The organism is Shimia gijangensis, from assembly GCF_900142085.1.
In the GTDB taxonomy this organism is placed as follows: domain Bacteria; phylum Pseudomonadota; class Alphaproteobacteria; order Rhodobacterales; family Rhodobacteraceae; genus Shimia; species Shimia gijangensis.
Map to the genome: position 1 here is coordinate 78,033 of NZ_FQZQ01000001.1, position 20,703 is coordinate 98,735.

Here is a 20,703-nt window from a genome sequence, read left to right on the forward strand (position 1 = left end):
ACACGCCACTGGCAGCGGCGGTACGCAGGCGGTTTTGATCGTTGGATTTTCGGCACTTGGGGTCAATCTGCCCATCCATGGCGTTTCCGTGAAGTATGACGCTGCCGCGATGGCACCAATTGTTCAGAGCCTTGTTCACCAAACCGCCGAATTGTTTTCACCTGACACTCTATCTTCTCCATTGTCCTTGGCAATCTCAGACAGCTTTATTGGCGAAGCCTACGGGTTACCGACACCGGCAGGCCTCGAGGCCTTACGTATGTTGGCCCAGGTGGAATGGATTTTGATCGACCCGGTCTACACATCGAAAGCAATGGCCTGGCTCATTGACGCGATAAAGAGCGGAACATTTACTTCGGATCAACGGATCCTCTTTCTGCACACAGGCGGCTCTTCCAGTCTGTTTGGTTACTCTGATCTTGTTTTACCCGATCAGTAATCGTTTCAGCTTTTTCTGCCAATTTCCGTCGCGCTAATATCGTTGATGCCTCTTGCCCGGAGTAACCGTGACAGTCGCCCACGCTGCACAGCTGAAGTTTTGGCCGACCCCCTGGGCAAAATTTTCGACCGCCTCTCAAAAAGCATTTCTTTCACCGATTTTCGACAAAACTGGAGTTTTTCACCACAATCCGCCCATACTCGCGAGTGCTGCGTTTGCAATTTCCACTAATCTGGGTTTGCCACAGACCCTCGTTCTCCAGGCGTTCATGTCAGAGTGCAAAATTGTGCCTGAACCTACATCGGGAATCAAAATTCGGTTTGCAACCCAAGATCCCAAAGTGGCGCTCAACAGTTGATAGATTGAAAGAAAAATTCAGCATTTCATATCAGACTTCATAATGCCCAAAGTGCTTATACGAAGCACTTTGGGCATTATGCGAAAATTTTTGGGTTTCGCGAAGCGCTATGCGCATTCCTACAAGGAATCAGAAATCCAGATTTTCAACACTCAGCGCATTTTTCTGAATGAACTCGCGACGTGGTTCCACCACATCGCCCATCAATTTGGTGAACAGGTCGTCTGCCTCGGCCATATCCTCGACCTTAACCTGCAACAGTGTGCGGGCATCCGGATCAAGTGTTGTCTCCCAGAGTTGGTCCGGGTTCATTTCACCCAAGCCCTTGTAGCGCTGCAGGGATAGGCCCTTTTCACCTTCGGACAGGATCGCATGCAGCAAATCCAGTGGGCCATAAATCATCTGGCTACGGTCTTTGCGCATCAATGTCGCAGGCGTGTTGTAAATCTCCTGCAAGCTTTCGGTAAAGCTGCCGGTCTTACGTGCTTCACCAGATCGCAGCATCGGACCATCCAACGTGCGCACCTCTTCGACGCCACGCAAGATGCGGGCCAATTTGATGCCATGGTCCTGCGTAATCCGCCCTTGCCAACCGCGCTCGTACTCCAAGGCAATCAGATCAAGCCGCGTAGCAACTTTGTCGGCCACGCCTTGCAGGTCGGCGTCTACGGCGCCGGGAACAAAGGCCCCTGCGATCGCGGCCTGTTCCAGAATATGGCGTGGATAATGGGTCGGAAATGCATCTAAAACACGTTTCAACTGACGGGCTTCGGACACTACACGCAAAAGGTCCTGACCATTGATATCAAATCCATTGCCCAGTCGCAGAACGGCACCATCGATCCCCTGGTCGACCAAATAGTCGTCCATGGCGGCCTGATCCTTGAGGTAAACTTCGGATTTGCCGCGCGACACTTTGTAAAGCGGTGGCTGGGCGATATACAAATGCCCGTTTTCAATCAACTCAGGCATCTGCCGGTAGAAGAACGTCAGCAACAAAGTTCGGATGTGGGCACCATCGACATCAGCATCGGTCATAATGACAATCTTGTGGTAGCGCAGTTTGTCGAGGTTGAACTCGTCGCGGCCAATGCCGGTGCCAAGCGCCATAACCAGATTGCCAATTTCCTGACTTCCCAGCATACGATCAAACCGGGCGCGTTCGACGTTCAAAATCTTACCTTTGAGCGGCAGAATGGCCTGTGTTTGGCGGTCACGTCCTGTCTGCGCTGATCCACCCGCAGAATCCCCCTCCACCAGGAAGACTTCGGTTTTGGACGGGTCTTTCTCCGAACAATCCTTCAGCTTGCCCGCCAGAAAATTCACGTCCATCGCGGTCTTGCGGCGGGTCAGGTCGCGGGCTTTGCGGGCGGCTTCACGGGCGTGAGCGGCCTCGATGATTTTGCCGACAATGATTTTGGCTTCGGCGGGGTTCTCTTCGAACCACTCAGCCAGCTTTTCATTGACCAGTCCCTCAACCGCCGGGCGCACTTCCGAGCTGACCAGCTTGTCTTTGGTTTGCGAGCTGAACTTGGGGTCGGGCACTTTGACCGACAGCACACAGGTCAGACCTTCGCGCGCGTCATCTCCGGTAAAGCTGACCTTTTCCTTGCGGGCAATACCGGTTGATTGGGCATAATTGTTAATGGTGCGGGTCAGCGCGCCACGAAACCCCGCCATATGGGTGCCACCATCGCGTTGCGGGATGTTGTTGGTAAACGGCAGGACGTTTTCGTGATAGCTGTCGTTCCACCACATCGCCACCTCAACGCCGATGTCGTCCTTTTCGCCAATGACATAGATCGGCTCGGGCATCATCGCTGTCTTGTGACGGTCAACATATTTGACAAATTCTTTGACGCCACCTTCGTAGAATAACTCGGTTTTGAGCGGCTCTGCCGGGCGCAGGTCTTCGAGGATAATCCGCACACCCGAATTCAAAAAGGCCAGCTCGCGCAGACGTTTTTCCAGGGTCTCAAACACAAAATCCCGGTTTGAAAACGTATCAAGCGACGCCATAAACCGCACTTCGGTGCCGGTGGTTTCTGCCTCGCCAACCACTTCAAGATGTTTGACGGTATCGCCATGTTCAAACCGGGCAATATGCTCTTTGCCTTCGCGCCAGATGCGCAGTTCAAGCCAGTCCGAAAGCGCATTCACAACCGATACGCCAACACCGTGCAGACCCCCCGACACCTTGTAGGAATTTGAGTCGAACTTGCCGCCCGCATGCAGCTGGGTCATGATAACTTCGGCGGCTGAAACGCCCTCTTCCTCGTGAATCCCAACCGGAATCCCACGCCCGTTATCATAAACCGAGACTGAGCTATCGGCGTGGATTTTGACCTTTACATGGTCCGCGTGCTTCGCCAGCGCCTCGTCAATGCCGTTGTCCACGACCTCATAGACCATGTGGTGCAGGCCCGACCCATCATCAGTATCCCCGATGTACATGCCGGGGCGTTTGCGGACAGCTTCTAAGCCTTTGAGAACCTTGATGGAATCCGCGCCGTATTCCGGTGTGTTCTGCGCCTCGTCGGACATGTGATATTTCCCTTTATCAGTCCACCTAAAATAGGGGGTCAGACCGGGAATGTCACGCAATAGACGTAAGATTTTTCAAGATGGGTTCGTTGATTGACCCTTAAGAATCACGACCTTCGATCTGAGAGAGGCCATTCATATCCGTTACCTCCAGATATTGCGCACGTGCGCCAAGATCCGAGAATAATTCCGGCCCGGTTCCGGTCATCCAGGCTTGGGCGCCAAGCGCGCAAATCTCTTCATAAAGCGCAGCCCGGCGGCCCGCATCAAGATGGGCGGCGACCTCATCTAGCAAAAGGATCGGAGGTGCGCCAAAACCGTCAGATAAGGCACGACCATTGGCAAGGATCAGCGAGATCAGCAACGCCTTTTGCTCTCCGGTGGAGCAATCTTTGGCGGGAACACCCTTGGCCGCATAGACAGCGTCCAGATCACTGCGATGGGGTCCCACCAGCGTGCGGCCCGCCATCAGGTCACGTGGGCGGCTTTCTGAAAAGGCCTCCCGCAGGTCAGCCGCCGCAGAAGGTAGGGTGCCTTCGGCCTGCGTGAGGGTCAGTTCAGCGATTGGGAAGGCGGTTTCCGCATTGGCTTGCGCCACATCCAAATTCGAAAGCGCCGAAACCCGGTTGGCATGAATGATTGCACCTGCGTCGGCCATCTGAGCCTCAAGCGCGCCATACCAGGCAGCATCCCGCACCTGATCTTTCAGCAGCCGGTTTCGTTCTCGCATCGACTTTTCATAGGTCAGAGATGCTTCGGCGTGACCCGGAAAGAAAGACAATGCCATGCGATCCAGAAAACGTCGTCGGCCGTCGGCGCCTTCGATCCACAAACGATCCATGGCAGGGATCAACCATAACACCCGCGCAACGCGACCAAGCGCGGTTTGTGGCGCAGATTTACCATCGAGCTTTAGTTGCCGCGCATTGCCACCCTCTGACCAGATCTCAATCTCGTGCAACTGTCCGAGCGATTGCAAATGACCTGAAACTTTCCACCCCAGAGCCTCGGGGCGACGTGTCATGGCCTCGGCACTTGACCGCCTTAGACCGCGTCCAGGTGACATCAGAGATACGGCTTCAAGAATGTTGGTCTTGCCCGCGCCATTGGGCCCATAAATCGCTACGGGACGCGCATCGCAGTCGATGGCGCCCTTTTTGTGGGAACGAAAATGGGACAGCGAGAGTTTGTTCAGATAAAGCGCGGTCATGCCGCTATCTTCTTTCTTGAAAGAACACTCGCACTGCGGGCATCGGCGTTAGCCGATCACACCCGCATCGGCATGACAACATAAACGGCGCTGGTGTCATTGCCTTCGCGCATCAGGGTCGGGTCACCTGCCGAGTTAAACATGAAGACAGCGTTTTCGCGGTCAACCTGACTGGCGATCTCCAGGAGGTACTTGGCGTTAAATCCGATCTCAAGGCGCTCGTCATTATAGGCAACTACCAGCTCTTCTTCCGCCGCACCGCTGTCTGGAGCGTTTACGGACAGTACAAGCTTGTCTTCGTCCAACTGCAGCTTCACCGCGCGAGAACGCTCAGAAGACACGGTGGCGACACGGTCCACGGCTTGCGCAAACTCCGACGCATCGACTTCCAGCTTGCGGGTGTTGCCTTGCGGAATAACGCGTGTGTAATCCGGGAACGTGCCATCGATCACTTTGGATGTCAGAGTGATCTCGGGTGTGGCAAAGCGCACTTTGGTTTCAGATACCGAAACCGCGATCTGCATCTCGTCGTCGTCTAGCAATTTGCGCAGTTCGCCAACCGTTTTACGGGGCACAATGACGCCGGGCATATCCGCAGCATCTTGTGGAAGGTCAGCATCAATACGGGCCAGACGGTGGCCATCGGTTGCCACGCAACGTAAAACCTTGCCGCCTTCGCCGTCTGACACATGCATATAGACGCCATTCAGATAATAGCGGGTTTCTTCGGTCGAAATGGCAAACTTGGATTTGTCAAACAGGCGGCGCAGCATGGCAGCCGGGGCCGAGAAATTCGATTGGTATTCGGAAGATGCCATCACCGGAAAATCTTCGCGCGGCAGCGTGGCCAGTGAAAAGTTTGACCGGCCAGCTTCGACGGTCAGGCGACCCGAAGCGCCGTCGTCTGTCAGCGTAACCAGTGCACCATCCGGTAGCTTACGAACAATTTCGTGCAGGGTCGTGGCGGATACTGTTGTGGCGCCGGCGCGTTCAACCATTGCCGGGGTTTTGTCGACCACTTCGATATCAAGGTCTGTGGCGCGGAACTGAACCGTGTCGCCTTCGGCTTCGATCAGCACATTGGCAAGGATTGGAATAGTGTTACGGCGTTCGACAACGGATTGTGCCTGCGAGACTGCTTTGAGCAGATTACCGCGTTCAATACTGATCTTCATACCAATTTCCTCCGTCTGCCGGGAGGGGCACACTATCGGTTTCCCCCTTCGGCGCAAGCCTTTTTGCTTTTGTCGACCTAAACCAATGGGGCGTCAACCCGGATGCACGTCAAGCGCGATGATTTGTGCCATCCGTGGGCGATAACAAAAGAAAAGGCCGCACCCAAAGGCACGGCCACTTTTTTTCTATATATTTTGATCAAGCTTCGAGTGCGCGGCGCAACAACTCGAGGTCCTCTGCGATCTGACCATCCTGAACACGCAACTCTTCGATGCGTCTTACGCCATGCATCACGGTCGTATGGTCGCGGCCACCAAACCGACGGCCAATTTCGGGCAGGCTGCGGCTGGTCAGTTGTTTGCTCAGATACATCGCCACCTGACGAGGGCGAGCCAAGGTGCGCACCCGCTTGGGGCCAATCATGTCGCTCAGACGGATGTTGTAGTGTTCCGCGACCCGGCGTTGGATTTCTTCAACAGTGATTTTGCGCTCGGAGGCCCGAAGAACGTCAGACAGGCAGTCCTGAGTCAGTTCCATTGTGATTTCACGGCCCACCAGCGACGCAAAGGCAAACAATCTTGTCAATGCGCCCTCAAGCACACGCACATTGGTGGAAATGCGGTGGGCCAGAAATTCAAGCACCCCATCAGCGAGCTGCAATCCCGGATATTGTTCGCGGTATTGCTCAACTTTGGTCTGAAGAATGCCAAGGCGCAATTCATAGTCCGTTGGGTGCAGATCAACCACAAGGCCACACTGCAGGCGGGATTTGATCCGATCTTCAAGATCTTTGATCTCTCCCGGTGCTCGGTCTGCAGAAATAATGATCTGTTTGTTCTGATCGACCAGAGCATTGAAGGTGTGAAAGAACTCTTCCTGCGTGCTGTCCTTGCCGGCAATGAATTGCACGTCGTCTACCATCAGTACATCGACCGAGCGGAACAGTTGTTTGAAATCCATCATTTTGCGATCACGCAAGGCTTGTACAAAACGGTACATGAATTGTTCTGCCGACAGATACACCACGTTCAGGTCCGGCCGGCGCTGTTGCAGGTCCCAGGCAATCGCATGCATCAGGTGGGTTTTGCCAAGGCCAACGCCGCCGTAAAGAAATAACGGATTAAAGGTCACTGGACCACCTTCGGCAACACGACGTGCGGCTGCATTGGCCAATTCGTTGGGTTTACCGACAACGAAGCTGTCAAATGTGAAACGCGCATCCAGCGGGGCGCCTGGAAGGCTGTCTTTGGTGACGGACGGAGAGACAAAATCCGTTTTCTCGGCGACAGGGCGCGGTGCAGGACGGTCCAAAGAATTCGCCGATACCTTGAAGTGCACGCGCTGAACGCGTTGCCCGTTGGACGTTAGTTTGTGCAGAATCAGGTCGCCAAAATTTTGAGAGACATAGTTGCCGAAAAAATTGGTCGGGACATGAAAGGTCACAGCACCTTCGGTCAAGTCCGCAAATTCCAGAGGCTCAATCCAGGTCTTGAAATTATTCTGCCCAACAGTCTTTAGCAGATCCTGTTTCAACGTGCCCCATTGTTCTTGTATCATGTGTCCCCGTTTCTAACCTTCGTGCCGTGCATCTACGGGCTTAACAGTGCCCAAAATTCATGAGTCGCTTTTCAAATCGCAACCCATCGGACCCTGCGTTTTTCCAACTTTGCAGTGCCTCTGAACGTAAAATGCCCCGTCAATCAAAGCCCCTGCTTTGACAGACTTTTAGTTCAATGGCGCGCTGGTTGCGCAGTTTGAAGGACAGACCGAAAGCCAAAAAGCTTCATCGGCCAGACACAGTAGACGTCCGCAGAAATCCCTGCGGCATTCTCTGTGAAATACGACCCGAAAGTCATATAACGCTGGTGTCTGTCCCCCCGACGGGCGATGTGAATCGCTGGATTGAAACTAGCAACACCGATGCGCCCCGGGCAACCGATCTTCGAACTTGACTCGGGGTTTTGTAAAAAAGAATCTCTCGGGCTCGAAATTGGCACCGAAAACGACAAAGGCGCCACCGCTGGTGACGCCTTTCTCTTCAATAGCTTGTAGGTTTGGGCTTAGCCCAGAGCCTTCACACGTGCCGACAGGCGCGACATTTTGCGCGACGCTGTGTTCTTGTGGTAAACGCCCTTGGTCACACCGCGCATCAGCTCAGGCTGAGCTGTGCGCAAAGCTGCCGTTGCGGCATCTTTGTCGCCAGAAGCGATAGCTTCTTCAACTTTGCGCAGTTGCGTACGGATGCGCGAACGACGGGCTTTGTTGACTGCAAAGCGGGCTTCGTTCTGACGGGCGCGTTTCTTCGCTTGAGGTGAGTTTGCCATGAATCTCAGGTCCTTGAATTATACTTCGTTCAGTTATCACACGTGCCACTGCCCGAAAGGGACCGTCCCGTTTAGGGAATCGATTCAAGCCAGAGCGGGCTGCACGCGCATGTATTGAGGGCGCTTACTAATGATTTTTGGAAGGGATGCAACCCAAAAACCACCAAAGAAAAAAGGGGCGGCCTATATGCCGCCCCGATTCTGAAATGTGTCGAGCCAAAGTTACTTGTCGCGGAACTGGGCCTGACGCTTTTCCATAAACGCGGCCATGCCCTCTTTTTGGTCCTCGGTCGCGAACAGGGCGTGGAACACGCGGCGTTCAAACAACAGACCTTCGGTCAGGGTGCTTTCAAAGCTGCGGTTCACGGCCTCTTTGGCTGTGCGCGCCGTGATCAGCGATTTCTCGACAATCTTCAGGGCTGCGCCCATCGCCTCTTCCATCATCTTTTTGGCTGGCACGACGCGGCTGACAAGTCCGGCGCGCTCGGCCTCTTCGGCATCCATAAAGCGTCCGGTCAGGTTCATATCCATCGATTTGGATTTGCCCACGGCACGCGTCAAACGTTGGCTGCCGCCCATACCGGCAATAACACCCAGATTGATTTCAGGCTGGCCGAATTTGGCGGTGTCTGACGCAATGATAAAGTCGCAGGCCATTGCCAGTTCGCAACCGCCCCCCAACGCATAGCCAGAAACGGCTGCAATCACGGGTTTGCGGATCCGCTGAATGCCATCCCCAAATGCGGCAAACAGATTGGATGCGTTGACGTCGACAAAACTCATCGACGACATTTCCTTGATGTCTGCCCCGGCGGCAAAAGCTTTTTCCGAGCCTGTCAGCAAGATGCAGCGCACCTTGTCATTGGCATCGGCTTCTTCCAGAGCCTGCATCAGCTCTCCCAAAAGCTGTTGGTTCAGCGCGTTCAGTGCATCGGGGCGGTTCAGTTTGACGAGGGCCACGTGGTCCTCGATTTCGACGATGATCGTCTCAAAAGCCATGAGTGGTGCTTTCTCTTGTTCCGGTCAGGAACGATTTCTTACCATTGTTCAGGGGCGGATCAAGCTATCTTTGGCATTGCGGACAATAGAAGGATGAGCGTCCCGATTGAGTGATTCGCGCAATCACCCCATCACATCCGGATGTATGACAGGCCTCGCCTTCCCGACCGTACACATCGAAACTATGTTGAAAATATCCAAGTTCTCCATCAGCTTGGCGGAAATCCTTGAGCGAAGATCCCCCCGCATCAATCGCGTCAGACAGCACCCGGCGGATGATTGGCACCAGGCTCGCAGTGCGTTCCGCAGCAATCTTTCCCGCTTTGCGACGTGGCGATATGCCTGCCCGGTACAGGGCTTCACAGACATAAATGTTGCCCAATCCCGCGACAATTCGCTGGTCCAGAAGCGCGGATTTGACCGGGGTGTTTCGATTCTCCAGAGATTTCACAAGATAGTCTTCGTCAAAACCGTTGCCCAAAGGTTCCGGGCCAAGTTTCGCCAGCAACGGATGCGCGTCGACCGTGGCCGTTGTCAAAAGGTCCATCGCCCCAAACCGGCGCGGGTCGTTGAATGTCACACGTGCTCCGTTATCCATATCGAACACCACGTGGTCATGTTTTTCGGCCTGTGGATGGGTGTGCACGAACTGCCCCAAAGGATCACCTGATACGGTCATGCGCCCAGACATACCAAGATGGATCAACAGCGTTTCATCGGTATCCAATTCCACCAGAATGTACTTTGACCGCCGCCGAAGTGCGTTCACCCGCGCGCCGGTCAGGCGCTCTGCCATACGTTCGGGAAACGGCCAGCGCAAATTGGGGCGATTCACCGCCACATCAGAAAATCGGGCGTGTTCCATAGAAGGCAAAAGGCCACGTCGTACGGTTTCAACTTCGGGAAGTTCAGGCATGATCTGGCTTTCGGTTTGGGCGGGCTCAAAAGAATAGCCTGTTGCGGCATCTCAATGAACCATAACTCTGAGTGACAGGAACAAATTCAGCGCATTGTATGCTGCCCGACGGCCCTATAAGAAGAGCCCAGTTTAATTTGCGGTCAGAGCCATGAGCGATAGCAATCAAAATACCACCCATTTCGGATTTACCACCGTTCCCGAGGCTGAAAAGGCTGGCAAAGTGCAGGGCGTATTCAATTCGGTCGCGTCGAAATATGACGTGATGAATGATGTGATGAGCATGGGCATCCACCGTGTCTGGAAAGACGCAATGATGGACTGGCTGGCACCACGCCCCGGCCAGCGTTTACTGGATGTGGCTGGCGGCACCGGCGACATTTCTTTCCGCTTTCTGGATCGCGCAGGGCATGGGCATGCCACTGTACTAGACCTCACGGAACCAATGTTGGTTGAGGGGCGCAAACGTGCTGAGGCCTCGGCGATGGTGGAAAGCCTCAACTGGGTTGTTGGCGATGCGATGGCGTTGCCGTTTGAGGACAACACCTTTGATGTTTACACCATTTCGTTTGGTATCCGTAACGTGACCCGCCCCCAAGAGGCGCTGAACGAAGCTTACCGCGTGCTGAAACCGGGCGGTCGTCTGATGGTGCTGGAATTCAGCCAAATTCCCAACGACATGATGCAAAAGGCCTATGACCTTTATTCGTTCAACATCATTCCTCGTATGGGCCAGATGATTGCGGGTGACCGCGACAGCTATCAGTATCTTGTCGAATCGATCCGCAAATTCCCGGACCAGGACACGTTTCTGGACATGGTGAAGACCGCTGGGTTTGAGAATGCTAAGTACCGCAACTTGTCATTGGGGATTGCGGCGCTTCATTCAGGGTGGAAGATTTGAGAGGCCCGCATAACATCTGGCGACTGATCCGAACCGGTGCCACGATGGAGCGGACCGGCGCCATGAGTGTGGTGATGGATGCGATGGACGCGCCGCATGCGCTGCGCATTGTTGCACGCACAGTTGTCTGGCCGTTTCGCTGGCTTGGCATTAAGGGTGATCCCACGATGCCGCCGGTGGTCCGCGCCCTGAACGCGCTGGGGCCTGCCTACATCAAGTTCGGACAGGTGTTGTCAACGCGACCGGATGTTGTCGGGCCTGATCTGGCCACCGAATTGCGTGTGTTGCAGGATAAGCTGCCGCCGTTCTCGTTGGAAGTGGCCAAGCGTTCTGTCGAGGATGAACTGGGTCACCCGGTCGCCGATGTTTTCTCGGAATTTTCCGAACCGGTGGCTGCGGCGTCAATCGCTCAAGTCCACAAGGCGTGCATTGCAGAAACCGGCGAAGAAGTTGCCGTCAAAGTTCTGCGCCCCGGCATCGAAAAGGCATTCCGCAAGGATGTTGATGCCTTCTATTTTGCTGCCGATACCATCGAATTCTTGTCCCCGGCGTCGCGCCGATTGCGCCCCCGAGATGTCATCGAACATTTCGACGGAGTGGTCACCGGAGAGCTGGACTTGCGGCTTGAAGCGGCTTCAGCCAGTGAATTTGCCGCCAACACGGCGAAAGATCAGGGCTTTCAGGTTCCCACAGTTCGTTGGGAGTTTTCCGGCCGTCGGGTTATGACCTTGGGCTGGGCCGAAGGTGAGCCTTTGGGCGACAATGACGCCTTGGATGCCGCCGGACACGATCGCCACGCTTTGGGCAACCGGGTGTTGGCGCTGTTTCTGAGCCACGCTCTGCGCGACGGGTATTTCCACGCTGACATGCATCAGGGCAACCTCAAGGTCGCGGCGAATGGCGACATCATTGCCTACGACTTTGGCATCATGGGGCATATCGACGAATACACCCGCCGGGTTTATGCCGAAATTCTGTTTGGCTTTATCAAACGTGATTACCAACGTGTCGCCGAAGTTCATTTTGAAGCGGGGTATGTCCCGGCCAATCAGGATGTAGACGAGTTTGCCCGAGCTCTGCGGGCGGTCGGAGAGCCGATTTTTGGCATGGATGCGACACGCATTTCGATGGGACGTTTGCTAAGCTATCTGTTCGAAGTGACTGAACGCTTTGGAATGGAAACCCGGACCGAGTTGATCTTGTTGCAGCGCACCATGGTCGTCGTCGAAGGCGTGGCCCGCTCGCTTGATCCCGAGGTCAACATCTGGGATGTCGCGCAGCCAGTGGTGGAAGATTACATCAAACAAAGCATTGGCCCCAAAGCGCTTGGCCGTGATCTGATGAGAACCGCCCGTGTACTGGCGCGGTTTGGCCCCAGACTTCCGGGGTTGGTCGAGGGCGCGTTGATCCGTCAGGCAACACCCGTCGAAGAAGTCACCCGCCGGAATTGGGCGTTGGTTTTGTCAACCGGACTTGGGGGGGCTTGTATCGGGGCCGCCATCGCCGCGGCGATCCTGATCTTGAGCTAATAATCTGCGTCTAGTGCTGACACAAATAAAAAGCCCCGGTTTGGACCGGGGCTTTTGCATTGAATAGCCGTGTAGATCAGAGCAAGCCAGCTGATGCCATCGCCGCATCAATCTGCGCTTTGACGTCATCGCTAAGGCCTGTCAAAGGCAAGCGCACCTCTTCGTTGCAAAGGTCCAGTTTTGACATCGCATATTTCGCGCCAACCAGACCAGGCTCTGCAAAAATCGCCATGTGCAAAGGCATCAGACGATCCAGATATTCCAGTGCTTTGGCGTAGTTGCCATCAAGTGTGGCTGCCTGAAACTCGGCGCAAAGTCTGGGCGCGACATTTGCTGTGACCGAGATACAGCCAACGCCACCGTGGGCATTGAAACCTAGTGCGGTCGCGTCTTCACCAGACAGTTGCACAAAGTCCGCGCCACAGGTGATGCGCTGCTGAGGGACGCGGCTCAGATCACCGGTGGCATCCTTGACGCCAGCAATGCGCGGAAGTTTTGCCAGCTCGCCCATGGTTTCAGGAGACATGTCCACAACCGAACGGCCCGGAATATTGTAGATAATGATTGGCAGATTGCAGCAATCGTGGATCGCGGTGAAATGGGCAATCAACCCGCGCTGCGTCGGTTTGTTATAATAGGGTGTGACCACGAGAACCGCATCGGCGCCTGCCTTTTCCGCGGCCTGAGCCAGGCGAATTGACTCCAACGTATTGTTGGACCCTGCACCGGCAATCACAGGCACGCGGCCCGCGGCTGTTTTCACAACGGTTTCCACAACTGCGTCATGTTCTGTATGAGTCAGTGTTGGGCTTTCGCCAGTGGTGCCAACCGGTACAAAGCCGTTCGAACCTTCGCCGATATGCCACTCGACCAGCTTCTTAAGCGTTTCTAAATCCAGCTCGCCGTTCGTGAACGGCGTGACGAGTGCGGGTAGAGACCCAGTAAACATAACACGCTCCTTTTCATTGCGTAGCTGGGCGAAACGCCCGTTTCAGCAGATTTACGTGCAAAACCCTACCGGGTTCGTCGCCTTGCCAAGTTTGTGAATTGTCGGCAGGCTCGCACGCCACTACTGTGGGTTTCTATCCTTTGTCGCATTGGAAATTGCAAGACATGTTGCGTGCCATCTTGACCGTTCTTACTGGGTTTTTCGTAATTAGTGCCGGATTGGCACAGGCTGAAACGCCTGTGTCGCGTGCCATGGAAGCGGTGCGCTCGAAGAACTGGGACTCGGCCGCTGCCGAGGTGCGCGGCGAAGGGCGTGTGGCTCGCGACATTGTGGAATGGCATCGATTGCGTTCGGGCCTCGGGTCCGCATCCGAAGTTTTGACCTTTCTTGAACGTCGCCCGGACTGGCCCGGCTTGCCGTATCTGCGAAAACAATCCGAACAGGCTTTTGGCGATGCCACCCGTCGCCAGATCAGTGCATTCTTTGCCTACGGAGATGCACAAGGCCCTCAGGGGGTGCTGATTCAGGCGCGCGCTTTGGAAAAGCTGGGCCAACCAGAGCAGGCGCAGGCACTTGCGGTGAATGCGTGGAAGACCATGGCAATTGGACCGCAGACCCATCAGAGATTTCTTGACCGCTATGGAAAGTTGCTCAAACCCCACCACACGGCGCGTATGGACATGGTGTTGTGGAAAAACTGGGAGAGCAACACCAAACGCATGAAACCCTTGGTCAATGAGGGCTGGGACAGGTTGGCTGACGCCCGTCTGGGGTTGCGGGCGCGGTCCAAAGGGGTGGATGGGCTGATCGCGGCTGTACCGCCAGCGCTGCAATCTGATCCCGGAATGGCGTATGAGCGGTTCGTGTGGCGCGCACGCAAAGGGCGTGATGACGGTGCCATTGAAATTCTGCTGGCACGCAGCATCTCGGGTGACCTTGGTCAGGCCAAAGACTGGTCGCTTCGTCGTCGCGATCTGGCGCGCAAGCAAATGCGTGCAGGCAACTATGACACCGCGTACAAGATCGCGGCCCATCACGGCCTGACACCGGAGGACGGTTATGCCTACTCTGATTGCGAATGGATCGCGGGCTATGTGGCGTTGCGGTTCCTGAACAAGCCGGGCGTCGCATTGGGCCATTTCAAACGGTTCGAAGCGCCGGTCGAAACACCGATTTCTTTGGGTCGCGGCGGCTATTGGCGAGGTCGCGCTCATGAAGCAATGGGCGACACCGAAGCCGCAAAACGCGCTTATACCGAAGGCGGTGCGCATCAGACAAGTTTCTACGGACTTTTGGCGGCGGAAAAGGCAGGGCTGCCGGTTGATGCAGCCCTGAGTGGAAGCGAAAAATTCCCCGATTGGCGCGCAGCGAGTTTCACCAAGTCATCGGTGCATCACGCGGCTTTGCTGCTGTTGCAGGCTGGTGAATTGTCTTTGGCCGAACGGTTCTGGGTCCATCAATCGGAAACCCAGGATCGCCAGACATTGGGCCAGATGGGCACCATGGTGCAGGACCTCGGCGCGCCGCACATCGCGGTGATGCTTGGTAAAAAGATGGTCCGACGCGGGATCGTGTTGCCGGGGCCATATTACCCCTTGCACCCGATGATTGACACCAAACTGCCTGTCCCAACTGAAATGTCATTGGCGATTGCCCGTCGTGAAAGCGAGTTTGACCCAGTGGTTGTTTCTGGTGCTGGTGCGCGCGGCCTGATGCAAGTGATGCCCGCCACCGCAAGGCAGGTCGCTGCTGCCATTGGTGAGGTTTACAGCCATGCGTGGCTCACCGGGAAACCTGAATACAATATCAAACTGGGTTCGGCTTATCTGGCGGGGCTTGGCGATCAGTTTGATGGCAATGTGATTATGGTTTCTGCCGGATACAATGCCGGTCCGGGGCGCCCTGTGCGCTGGATGAAAGACCGTGGAGATCCACGACGCGGGGGCATGGATATTGTCGACTGGATCGAACACATCCCCTTCAACGAGACCCGGAACTATGTGATGCGTGTCTCAGAAAGCCTGCCGGTGTACCGCGCGCGATTGGGCAAAAAGGCATTGCCGATCCCGTTTAGCAAAGAATTGGTTGGAAGCTCGGTGAAACCAACCCGATGATCAGGCGCGGCGACGTTCTCTCCACAGTGTGAACAGACCCGCGCAAACGACGATCGCGGCCCCAATGGCTACGTTTGTGCGCAGGGTTTCCCCAAACAACAACATGCCGAATCCGGCGGCAAAAGGCAGTTGAAGATAGGCAAAGGGTTGCACCGCGCTGGCCTCGGCGTGGTCATATGTTTTGATCAACAACCAGTGCCCCAACACGCCTGTAAAGCAAAGCATACCCATCCAGATCCAGTTGGCACTGCTGATCGGTTCCCAATACCAAATCCCAATGGCGGTCATCACCACCATGCCGACGGTGCCGGTGTAAAAGAAACTGACAGCTGATCCATCATCGCGCGCCACATATCGGGTCAGCAGGCCGTAGACTGCGAACATCAACGCGCCGACCAATGGAATGACTGCTGCGGGTGAAAAAACGCCCGCACTTGGTTTCAGAACGATAAGGACACCGACCATCCCCACGCCAATCGCACTCCACCTCCGCCAGCCGACGGTCTCGCCCAGAATAGGGCCGGATAAGGCTGCAATAATCAACGGATAACAGATAAAGATTGCATGCGTTTCCGTAAGGCCAAGCAAGGTGAAGGCAACCACCGTCACAACAATTTCCATCGCCAGCAATACACCGCGAAAACACTGCAGGAACAGGTGCTTGGTCGCGATGGCCTTGCGTAAACCACCGGGTCGGCGCGCAGACAAGGCCACCACGAAGGCGGCAAAAAACCAATATCGGATCATGACGATCAGATAGACACTGTATTCGCTTGCCAGATGGCGCGACAGACCGTCCTGAGCGGCAAACACGAAGGTCGCGCTGCACATCAACAGGATGCCAAGGCGGGTGTTGTTATCACTCATGAAAGCCTCCCTGCCACGGTCATGTGACGTTTGCGCCCGTATCCGGGAACACGGGTTACTTCAAAGCCTGCTTCCGTCAGATTGCGGCGTACAAAGCCTGCGGCTGTATAGGTCGCGGCTGTGCCGCCCGGCTTGGTGTGATCCCCGACGGCTTGCATCAAATCGGCGTTCCAGAGTTCTGGGTTCTTGGCTGGCGAAAACCCATCCAGAAACCACGCATCTGCAAAAAAGGTTTTGGCCTTCAGTGTTTCGCGTGCATCTCCGATCACAACTTCGGCCGTAATCCCGTCAAGGGTCGCCAACGTATTGTCTTCGTCCCATGCTTTCACAAGGCGCGCCGCATAAGCGGCAAGAGCTGGAAAGGCCTCTAATGCACGTTCCATTTCCTGAGCGTGCATTGGAAAGGCCTCAAAACTGGTGAATTTCAAAGGTCCGGTCTGGCCGCTGGCGTCCCATGCAGCCCATGTGGTCAACAGGTTAAGCCCCGTGCCGAACCCTAACTCGGCAATGTGGAAACCGGGAACAAAACGCTGGGGCAGGTCGTTGCCTTGCAGGAACACATGATGCGTTTCAGCCAGCCCGTTTTCAAGGCTGAAATACGGGTCATCGAACTGGGTCGACACCGGTACAACGCCGTCGCGCCACTCCAGATTTGCGTGCTGGTCGCTCATGTCGGGATGCCTTAGAAACTTATTGGAACGAGCATTGGTGCAAGGCGGGTGATTTGGCAATGGTGGATGTAACAGTGATGGGGGCAGGGGCCTTTGGTCTGGCCGTGGCGTGGGCCTGCGCTGCCAAGGGTGCCAAAGTTCGGGTGGTCGATCCGGGCGGCGTAGGCGCAGGGTCGTCTGGCGGTTTGGTGGGCGCGCTTGCTCCACACACCCCGGAAAATTGGAACGACAAGAAAGAGTTCCAGTTTCAAAGCCTCATTATGGCCAAAGAGTTTTGGGCTGACGTTGAAGCGACCGGAGGAGTCTCCCCGGGGTATGCGCGCACGGGCCGTTTGCAGCCGGTGATGAATGATCGTGGTTTGGAATTGGCACAGGCTCGCTCGGAAACTGCCAAAGATCTATGGCGCGGGAAAGCCCTGTGGCAGGTGATTAGTGCGGATGAAGCTGGTGAATGGGTGCCTGTGACGCCTACAGGGTATCTGATCCAAGACACGTTAACTGCGAGGATGAGTCCGCGCGGTGCCGGGGCTGCATTGACAGCAGCGGTCCTGGCCCGGGGCGGTGAAATTGTGCATGAGGGCGCAGCGGAAGGCAAAATCGTCTGGGCCACGGGTTGGCAGGGGCTGCTGGATTTGTCCCAAGAAATGGGCCGCATGGTTGGCAATGGCGTCAAAGGGCAATCGGCATTGCTTCAATTGGATCGCGCGGACCTGCCGCAACTGTTTGCTGATACGGTGCATGTGGTGCCTCATGCTGATGGCACCGTGGCTATCGGGTCTACCAGCGAACGGGAATTTGACGATCCCACCTCGACCGACGCCCAGTTGGACGCGGTTCTGGAGCGCGCCTATGCTGTGGTCCCTGTGCTGAAAGATGCCAAAGTGATCGAACGTTGGGCTGGTGTACGTCCTCGCGCCAAAAGCCGCGCGCCGATGCTTGGAGATCACCCAACGCGGGATGGCGAATTTATCGCCAACGGCGGGTTCAAAATTGGCTTTGGGATGGCGCCCAAAGTGGGGCAAGTCATGGCTGAACTGCTGTTGGACGGTGTTGATGGCATTCCCGAAGATTTCAAACCGGGGGCGTCGCTGTGAATATGGGATGCCTCCGGCGGGAGTCTTTGGGAAAAAAGTAAAACGCGGGCCTAGCTGGCATCGGCGATCATGTTTTGACGGCCATCCGGGCCGCGGACCCAAAGTGTGCCATCGCCGCCCCAGCACAATTTGGCTTCTTCAAAATGCATCAGCGGTGATGTGGCGCGAAACGAAAACCGTTTTAGGCTGCCAAGTTCACGCTCAGCCTTCAACATCAGTAGTTGGGCCAGCAATGGCCCATGCACGACAAGGCCGCCGTAGCCTTCGACGTCTTTGGCATAGTCGATGTCATAATGAATGCGGTGACCATTGAATGTAAGCGCCGAATAACGAAACAAGAGTGTACTGTTGAAGCAGTGGGTTTCTGAGCAGATTTCGTTTGTTCGGGCTTGGGGTACGACAGGTTTTAGGGCCTTCGGATCCGGGTCTTCGCGATAGACAAGGTCCTGAAATTCGGTGACGCAAAGATTGCCGCCTTGCGTAAAATCATGCCGCAGTTTTACGAAACCAAGCGGACCTGAACGTCCGTCTTTGTGCGCCGCGGAAACCACAGTTGTGGTCTTGCTTGCCGTGATGCCTGCGCGCAATTGCTCGTGGAATTCCAGTTGCCCACCCGCCCACATGCGGCGTGGCAGGTCCATGTCTGGGATCCCACCGCCAACCTTTGGGTGTCCGTCGCGGCCCAGATCGGCGGGTGGCTGAGCCTCCCAAAAATAAAGTTGATGAAAAAATGGCGGCAAGGGATCGCCGCTGGCAACGGTCGCAGGTAGGGACAGAGTCGTCAGACAAGCTGTTGCGCGCGCTGGATCCATTGCATCACTTTGACTGTGGCTGTCTGAAAGGGCATCTTGCATGTGGCCAAAACTAGGGCCGGCTAAACCCCGGAGCAAGTCCATATGACACCCAAACTATCAACGCTGGATCATCTTGTTCTGACGGTTACAAATGTAGATGAAACAATTGCTTTTTATGGCAAGGTTTTGGGCATGATGCCCGAGAAATTCGAACCTGTGGACGGGAGTGTGCGATGGGCACTGAGTTTTGGATCACAAAAGATCAACCTGCACCCTTCAGGGGGCGAATTTGAACCAAAGGCGGCGTGCGTCATGCCCGGCTCAGCAGACCTTTGTTTTCTAAGCGATGTTCCAGTCGCGGATTGGCAGGCACATCTGAGCGCCTGCAATGTGGCGATTGAAGACGGACCAGTCAGGCGCACAGGCGCCACCGGGCCGATTATGTCGATCTATTTGCGTGATCCGGATGGCAACTTGCTGGAAATCAGTAACCACCATTAACGGGCGGCTTCGCTGGCGAGACCCTTCATCAATTCGGCAAGAGACTTTTCGTAGCGCGGAGACAGTCGGCCGCTCTCATCAAACTGATTGTTGCAATCTGCCACAGCCACCTCGGGGCCCGAAATCACCTGCGCGCGAAATGGCACCATGCACGAACGTAGCATTGTCAGCGCGCGTGCGCCTCCAGACCTGCCCGCAGCAGCGGACATCAACACAACCGGTTTGTCTGTCCAGGGTTTGACGTCTGCCCGGCTGATCCAATCAAGTGCGTTTTTCAGCACCCCGGAGACACCAGAATTGTATTCCGGAGTGGAAATAGCCACAGCATCTGCCTGAGAAACCTGGCGCACAAGCTTTTGAACCTCGTCAGGCAAACCATGGGCGTCTTCAATATCATTGTCGTAAAGGGGCAGTCTCAAGTCCGCCTGCACGAATTGTCCCCCCGAAAGGCGGGCGGCTTCAAGCAGCAGTTTGCTGTTGGCTGATGTCTGACGCAATGAGCCCGACAATCCCAAAAGAGTATAGTTCACCATCGACGTCTCCTTGTGCTTAGGAGGACCCTAGCCCCTCAGATCGCTGGGACAATGCGAAACGCCGCACAGACCCTGCGCGGCGTTGCATAGAGTTGCATAGATCAGACATGAAGGCCTAAGCGTTCGGCAAAATAACGATTTCGACGCGGCGGTTCTTGGCCTTGCCTTCTTCGTTCAGGTTCGACGCGACAGGTTCGTTTTCACCTTTGCCAACGGTTTCAATCCGCTCGAATGCAATACCGGCATCCATGAGCTTGTCGGCCACGGCATTGGCGCGGCGCTCGGACAATGTCTGATTGTGTTCGGCAGAGCCGCTGCTGTCAGTGTGGCCAATCACCTGCACCACTGAATCGGGGTATTTTTTCAGGCTGTCGGCAACCGCGCCAATGTCGTTCACCAGATCAGGGCGCACAACATAGCTATCGGATTCGAAAACAAGATCCTGCGGCAAGGTCACGATCAGCCGGTCACCGGCATTTTCGACGGTCACGCCATTGTTGCCAACATCGTCCCGTATCTCCTGGGCCTGTTGGTCGAGGTCATGGCCAATGATTGCACCGACACCTGCGCCAATCGCAGCGCCTGCCAGAACGTTGCCGCCAGTGGCTTTACCGACACCCGCGCCGACAAGGCCGCCAATGATCGCTCCGCCTTTGGTATTGCGATATTCGTCACGGGCTTCTTGATCGCCTGTGACATAGGCGGGATCGGTACACGCACCAAGTGTCGCCACGGACAAAATGACTAGGGGAATTGTAAAACGTCTCATAACTGCTGCCTC

General features: G+C 55.5%; 19 protein-coding genes. 6 read left to right on the plus strand and 13 right to left on the minus strand.

Going from position 1 to position 20,703, the window contains the following annotated elements:
• The first annotated feature begins 34 nt into the window (after window positions 1-34).
• Window positions 35-439: a pyridoxal-phosphate dependent enzyme gene (locus tag BUC32_RS00355; RefSeq protein WP_073248248.1), complete on the plus strand. Its 405-nt coding sequence runs from the start codon at window positions 35-37 to the stop codon at window positions 437-439.
• A gap of 487 nt (window positions 440-926) precedes the next feature.
• Here BUC32_RS00355 and gyrB read toward each other — a convergent pair whose 3' ends face one another.
• From gyrB to mutM, 7 genes are all read right to left on the minus strand, one after another.
• Window positions 927-3,341, minus strand: a complete 2,415-nt coding sequence (gene gyrB, locus BUC32_RS00365; RefSeq protein WP_073248252.1) for a DNA topoisomerase (ATP-hydrolyzing) subunit B — start codon at window positions 3,339-3,341, stop codon at window positions 927-929.
• 100 nt (window positions 3,342-3,441) lie between these two features.
• Complete coding sequence (gene recF / locus BUC32_RS00370; protein WP_073248254.1) at window positions 3,442-4,551, minus strand: DNA replication/repair protein RecF; 1,110 nt, start codon at window positions 4,549-4,551, stop codon at window positions 3,442-3,444.
• Between the two features lie 56 nt (window positions 4,552-4,607).
• A complete protein-coding gene (dnaN, locus tag BUC32_RS00375; RefSeq protein ID WP_073248256.1) occupies window positions 4,608-5,726 on the minus strand; it encodes a DNA polymerase III subunit beta in 1,119 nt (372 codons plus the stop codon).
• Between the two features lie 199 nt (window positions 5,727-5,925).
• Window positions 5,926-7,284, minus strand: a complete 1,359-nt coding sequence (dnaA, locus tag BUC32_RS00380) for a chromosomal replication initiator protein DnaA (RefSeq protein WP_073248258.1) — start codon at window positions 7,282-7,284, stop codon at window positions 5,926-5,928.
• A gap of 503 nt (window positions 7,285-7,787) precedes the next feature.
• Window positions 7,788-8,051 (minus strand): 30S ribosomal protein S20, encoded by a 264-nt coding sequence (gene rpsT, locus BUC32_RS00385; protein ID WP_073248260.1) that lies wholly within the window; start codon window positions 8,049-8,051, stop codon window positions 7,788-7,790.
• A gap of 222 nt (window positions 8,052-8,273) precedes the next feature.
• Window positions 8,274-9,050, minus strand: coding sequence for an enoyl-CoA hydratase (locus tag BUC32_RS00390; protein ID WP_073248262.1), 777 nt, complete (start codon window positions 9,048-9,050; stop codon window positions 8,274-8,276).
• 64 nt (window positions 9,051-9,114) lie between these two features.
• Window positions 9,115-9,966: a bifunctional DNA-formamidopyrimidine glycosylase/DNA-(apurinic or apyrimidinic site) lyase gene (gene mutM, locus BUC32_RS00395; RefSeq protein WP_073248264.1), complete on the minus strand. Its 852-nt coding sequence runs from the start codon at window positions 9,964-9,966 to the stop codon at window positions 9,115-9,117.
• A 151-nt stretch (window positions 9,967-10,117) separates the two neighbouring features.
• Here mutM and ubiE point away from each other — a divergent pair, with 151 nt between their 5' ends.
• Complete coding sequence (gene ubiE / locus BUC32_RS00400) at window positions 10,118-10,870, plus strand: bifunctional demethylmenaquinone methyltransferase/2-methoxy-6-polyprenyl-1,4-benzoquinol methylase UbiE (protein WP_073248266.1); 753 nt, start codon at window positions 10,118-10,120, stop codon at window positions 10,868-10,870.
• The gene (ubiB, locus tag BUC32_RS00405; protein WP_073248672.1) at window positions 10,867-12,399 is read left to right on the plus strand and encodes a 2-polyprenylphenol 6-hydroxylase; all 1,533 of its coding nucleotides are present in this window, start codon (window positions 10,867-10,869) and stop codon (window positions 12,397-12,399) included. The genes ubiE and ubiB overlap by 4 nt, the downstream gene beginning before the upstream one ends.
• Before the next feature lie 76 nt (window positions 12,400-12,475).
• On the opposite strand, the gene dapA is transcribed toward ubiB, so the two are convergent.
• The gene (dapA, locus tag BUC32_RS00410) at window positions 12,476-13,348 is read right to left on the minus strand and encodes a 4-hydroxy-tetrahydrodipicolinate synthase (RefSeq protein WP_073248268.1); all 873 of its coding nucleotides are present in this window, start codon (window positions 13,346-13,348) and stop codon (window positions 12,476-12,478) included.
• 164 nt (window positions 13,349-13,512) lie between these two features.
• Here dapA and BUC32_RS00415 point away from each other — a divergent pair, with 164 nt between their 5' ends.
• Window positions 13,513-15,462: a lytic transglycosylase domain-containing protein gene (locus BUC32_RS00415; protein ID WP_073248674.1), complete on the plus strand. Its 1,950-nt coding sequence runs from the start codon at window positions 13,513-13,515 to the stop codon at window positions 15,460-15,462.
• On the opposite strand, the gene BUC32_RS00420 is transcribed toward BUC32_RS00415, so the two are convergent.
• On the minus strand, window positions 15,463-16,329 hold the full coding sequence (locus tag BUC32_RS00420) for a DMT family transporter (RefSeq protein WP_073248271.1): 867 nt from the start codon (window positions 16,327-16,329) through the stop codon (window positions 15,463-15,465).
• Complete coding sequence (mnmD, locus tag BUC32_RS00425; RefSeq protein WP_073248274.1) at window positions 16,326-17,000, minus strand: tRNA (5-methylaminomethyl-2-thiouridine)(34)-methyltransferase MnmD; 675 nt, start codon at window positions 16,998-17,000, stop codon at window positions 16,326-16,328. The genes BUC32_RS00420 and mnmD overlap by 4 nt, the downstream gene beginning before the upstream one ends.
• A 59-nt stretch (window positions 17,001-17,059) precedes the next feature.
• On the opposite strand from mnmD, the gene BUC32_RS00430 reads away from it, so the two are divergent.
• Window positions 17,060-18,094 carry an NAD(P)/FAD-dependent oxidoreductase gene (locus BUC32_RS00430; protein WP_073248276.1) on the plus strand — a complete coding sequence of 345 codons (1,035 nt, stop codon included), beginning with the start codon at window positions 17,060-17,062 and terminating at the stop codon, window positions 18,092-18,094.
• Window positions 18,095-18,144: 50 nt separating this feature from the next.
• On the opposite strand, the gene BUC32_RS00435 is transcribed toward BUC32_RS00430, so the two are convergent.
• Entirely contained in the window at window positions 18,145-18,948 is an 804-nt protein-coding gene (locus BUC32_RS00435; RefSeq protein ID WP_073248278.1) for an FAS1-like dehydratase domain-containing protein, read from the minus strand.
• Window positions 18,949-18,990: 42 nt separating this feature from the next.
• On the opposite strand from BUC32_RS00435, the gene BUC32_RS00440 reads away from it, so the two are divergent.
• Window positions 18,991-19,389: a VOC family protein gene (locus tag BUC32_RS00440; RefSeq protein WP_073248280.1), complete on the plus strand. Its 399-nt coding sequence runs from the start codon at window positions 18,991-18,993 to the stop codon at window positions 19,387-19,389.
• Here BUC32_RS00440 and BUC32_RS00445 read toward each other — a convergent pair.
• Window positions 19,386-19,922: an NADPH-dependent FMN reductase gene (locus BUC32_RS00445; RefSeq protein WP_073248282.1), complete on the minus strand. Its 537-nt coding sequence runs from the start codon at window positions 19,920-19,922 to the stop codon at window positions 19,386-19,388. The genes BUC32_RS00440 and BUC32_RS00445 overlap by 4 nt on opposite strands.
• 115 nt (window positions 19,923-20,037) lie before the next feature.
• Entirely contained in the window at window positions 20,038-20,691 is a 654-nt protein-coding gene (locus BUC32_RS00450) for an OmpA family protein (protein WP_073248676.1), read from the minus strand.
• Between the last annotated feature and the right edge of the window lie 12 nt (window positions 20,692-20,703).

Coding starts and splice junctions, on each gene's coding strand:
- gyrB (WP_073248252.1), bottom strand. CDS start 3,341: ATGTCCGACGAGGCGCAGAACACACCGGAATACGGCGCGGATTCCATC.
- recF (WP_073248254.1), bottom strand. CDS start 4,551: ATGACCGCGCTTTATCTGAACAAACTCTCGCTGTCCCATTTTCGTTCC.
- dnaN (WP_073248256.1), bottom strand. CDS start 5,726: ATGAAGATCAGTATTGAACGCGGTAATCTGCTCAAAGCAGTCTCGCAG.
- dnaA (WP_073248258.1), bottom strand. CDS start 7,284: ATGATACAAGAACAATGGGGCACGTTGAAACAGGATCTGCTAAAGACT.
- rpsT (WP_073248260.1), bottom strand. CDS start 8,051: ATGGCAAACTCACCTCAAGCGAAGAAACGCGCCCGTCAGAACGAAGCC.
- BUC32_RS00390 (WP_073248262.1), bottom strand. CDS start 9,050: ATGGCTTTTGAGACGATCATCGTCGAAATCGAGGACCACGTGGCCCTC.
- mutM (WP_073248264.1), bottom strand. CDS start 9,966: ATGCCTGAACTTCCCGAAGTTGAAACCGTACGACGTGGCCTTTTGCCT.
- ubiE (WP_073248266.1), top strand. CDS start 10,118: ATGAGCGATAGCAATCAAAATACCACCCATTTCGGATTTACCACCGTT.
- dapA (WP_073248268.1), bottom strand. CDS start 13,348: ATGTTTACTGGGTCTCTACCCGCACTCGTCACGCCGTTCACGAACGGC.
- BUC32_RS00415 (WP_073248674.1), top strand. CDS start 13,513: ATGTTGCGTGCCATCTTGACCGTTCTTACTGGGTTTTTCGTAATTAGT.
- BUC32_RS00420 (WP_073248271.1), bottom strand. CDS start 16,329: ATGAGTGATAACAACACCCGCCTTGGCATCCTGTTGATGTGCAGCGCG.
- mnmD (WP_073248274.1), bottom strand. CDS start 17,000: ATGAGCGACCAGCACGCAAATCTGGAGTGGCGCGACGGCGTTGTACCG.
- BUC32_RS00430 (WP_073248276.1), top strand. CDS start 17,060: ATGGTGGATGTAACAGTGATGGGGGCAGGGGCCTTTGGTCTGGCCGTG.
- BUC32_RS00435 (WP_073248278.1), bottom strand. CDS start 18,948: ATGCAAGATGCCCTTTCAGACAGCCACAGTCAAAGTGATGCAATGGAT.
- BUC32_RS00440 (WP_073248280.1), top strand. CDS start 18,991: ATGACACCCAAACTATCAACGCTGGATCATCTTGTTCTGACGGTTACA.
- BUC32_RS00445 (WP_073248282.1), bottom strand. CDS start 19,922: ATGGTGAACTATACTCTTTTGGGATTGTCGGGCTCATTGCGTCAGACA.
- BUC32_RS00450 (WP_073248676.1), bottom strand. CDS start 20,691: ATGAGACGTTTTACAATTCCCCTAGTCATTTTGTCCGTGGCGACACTT.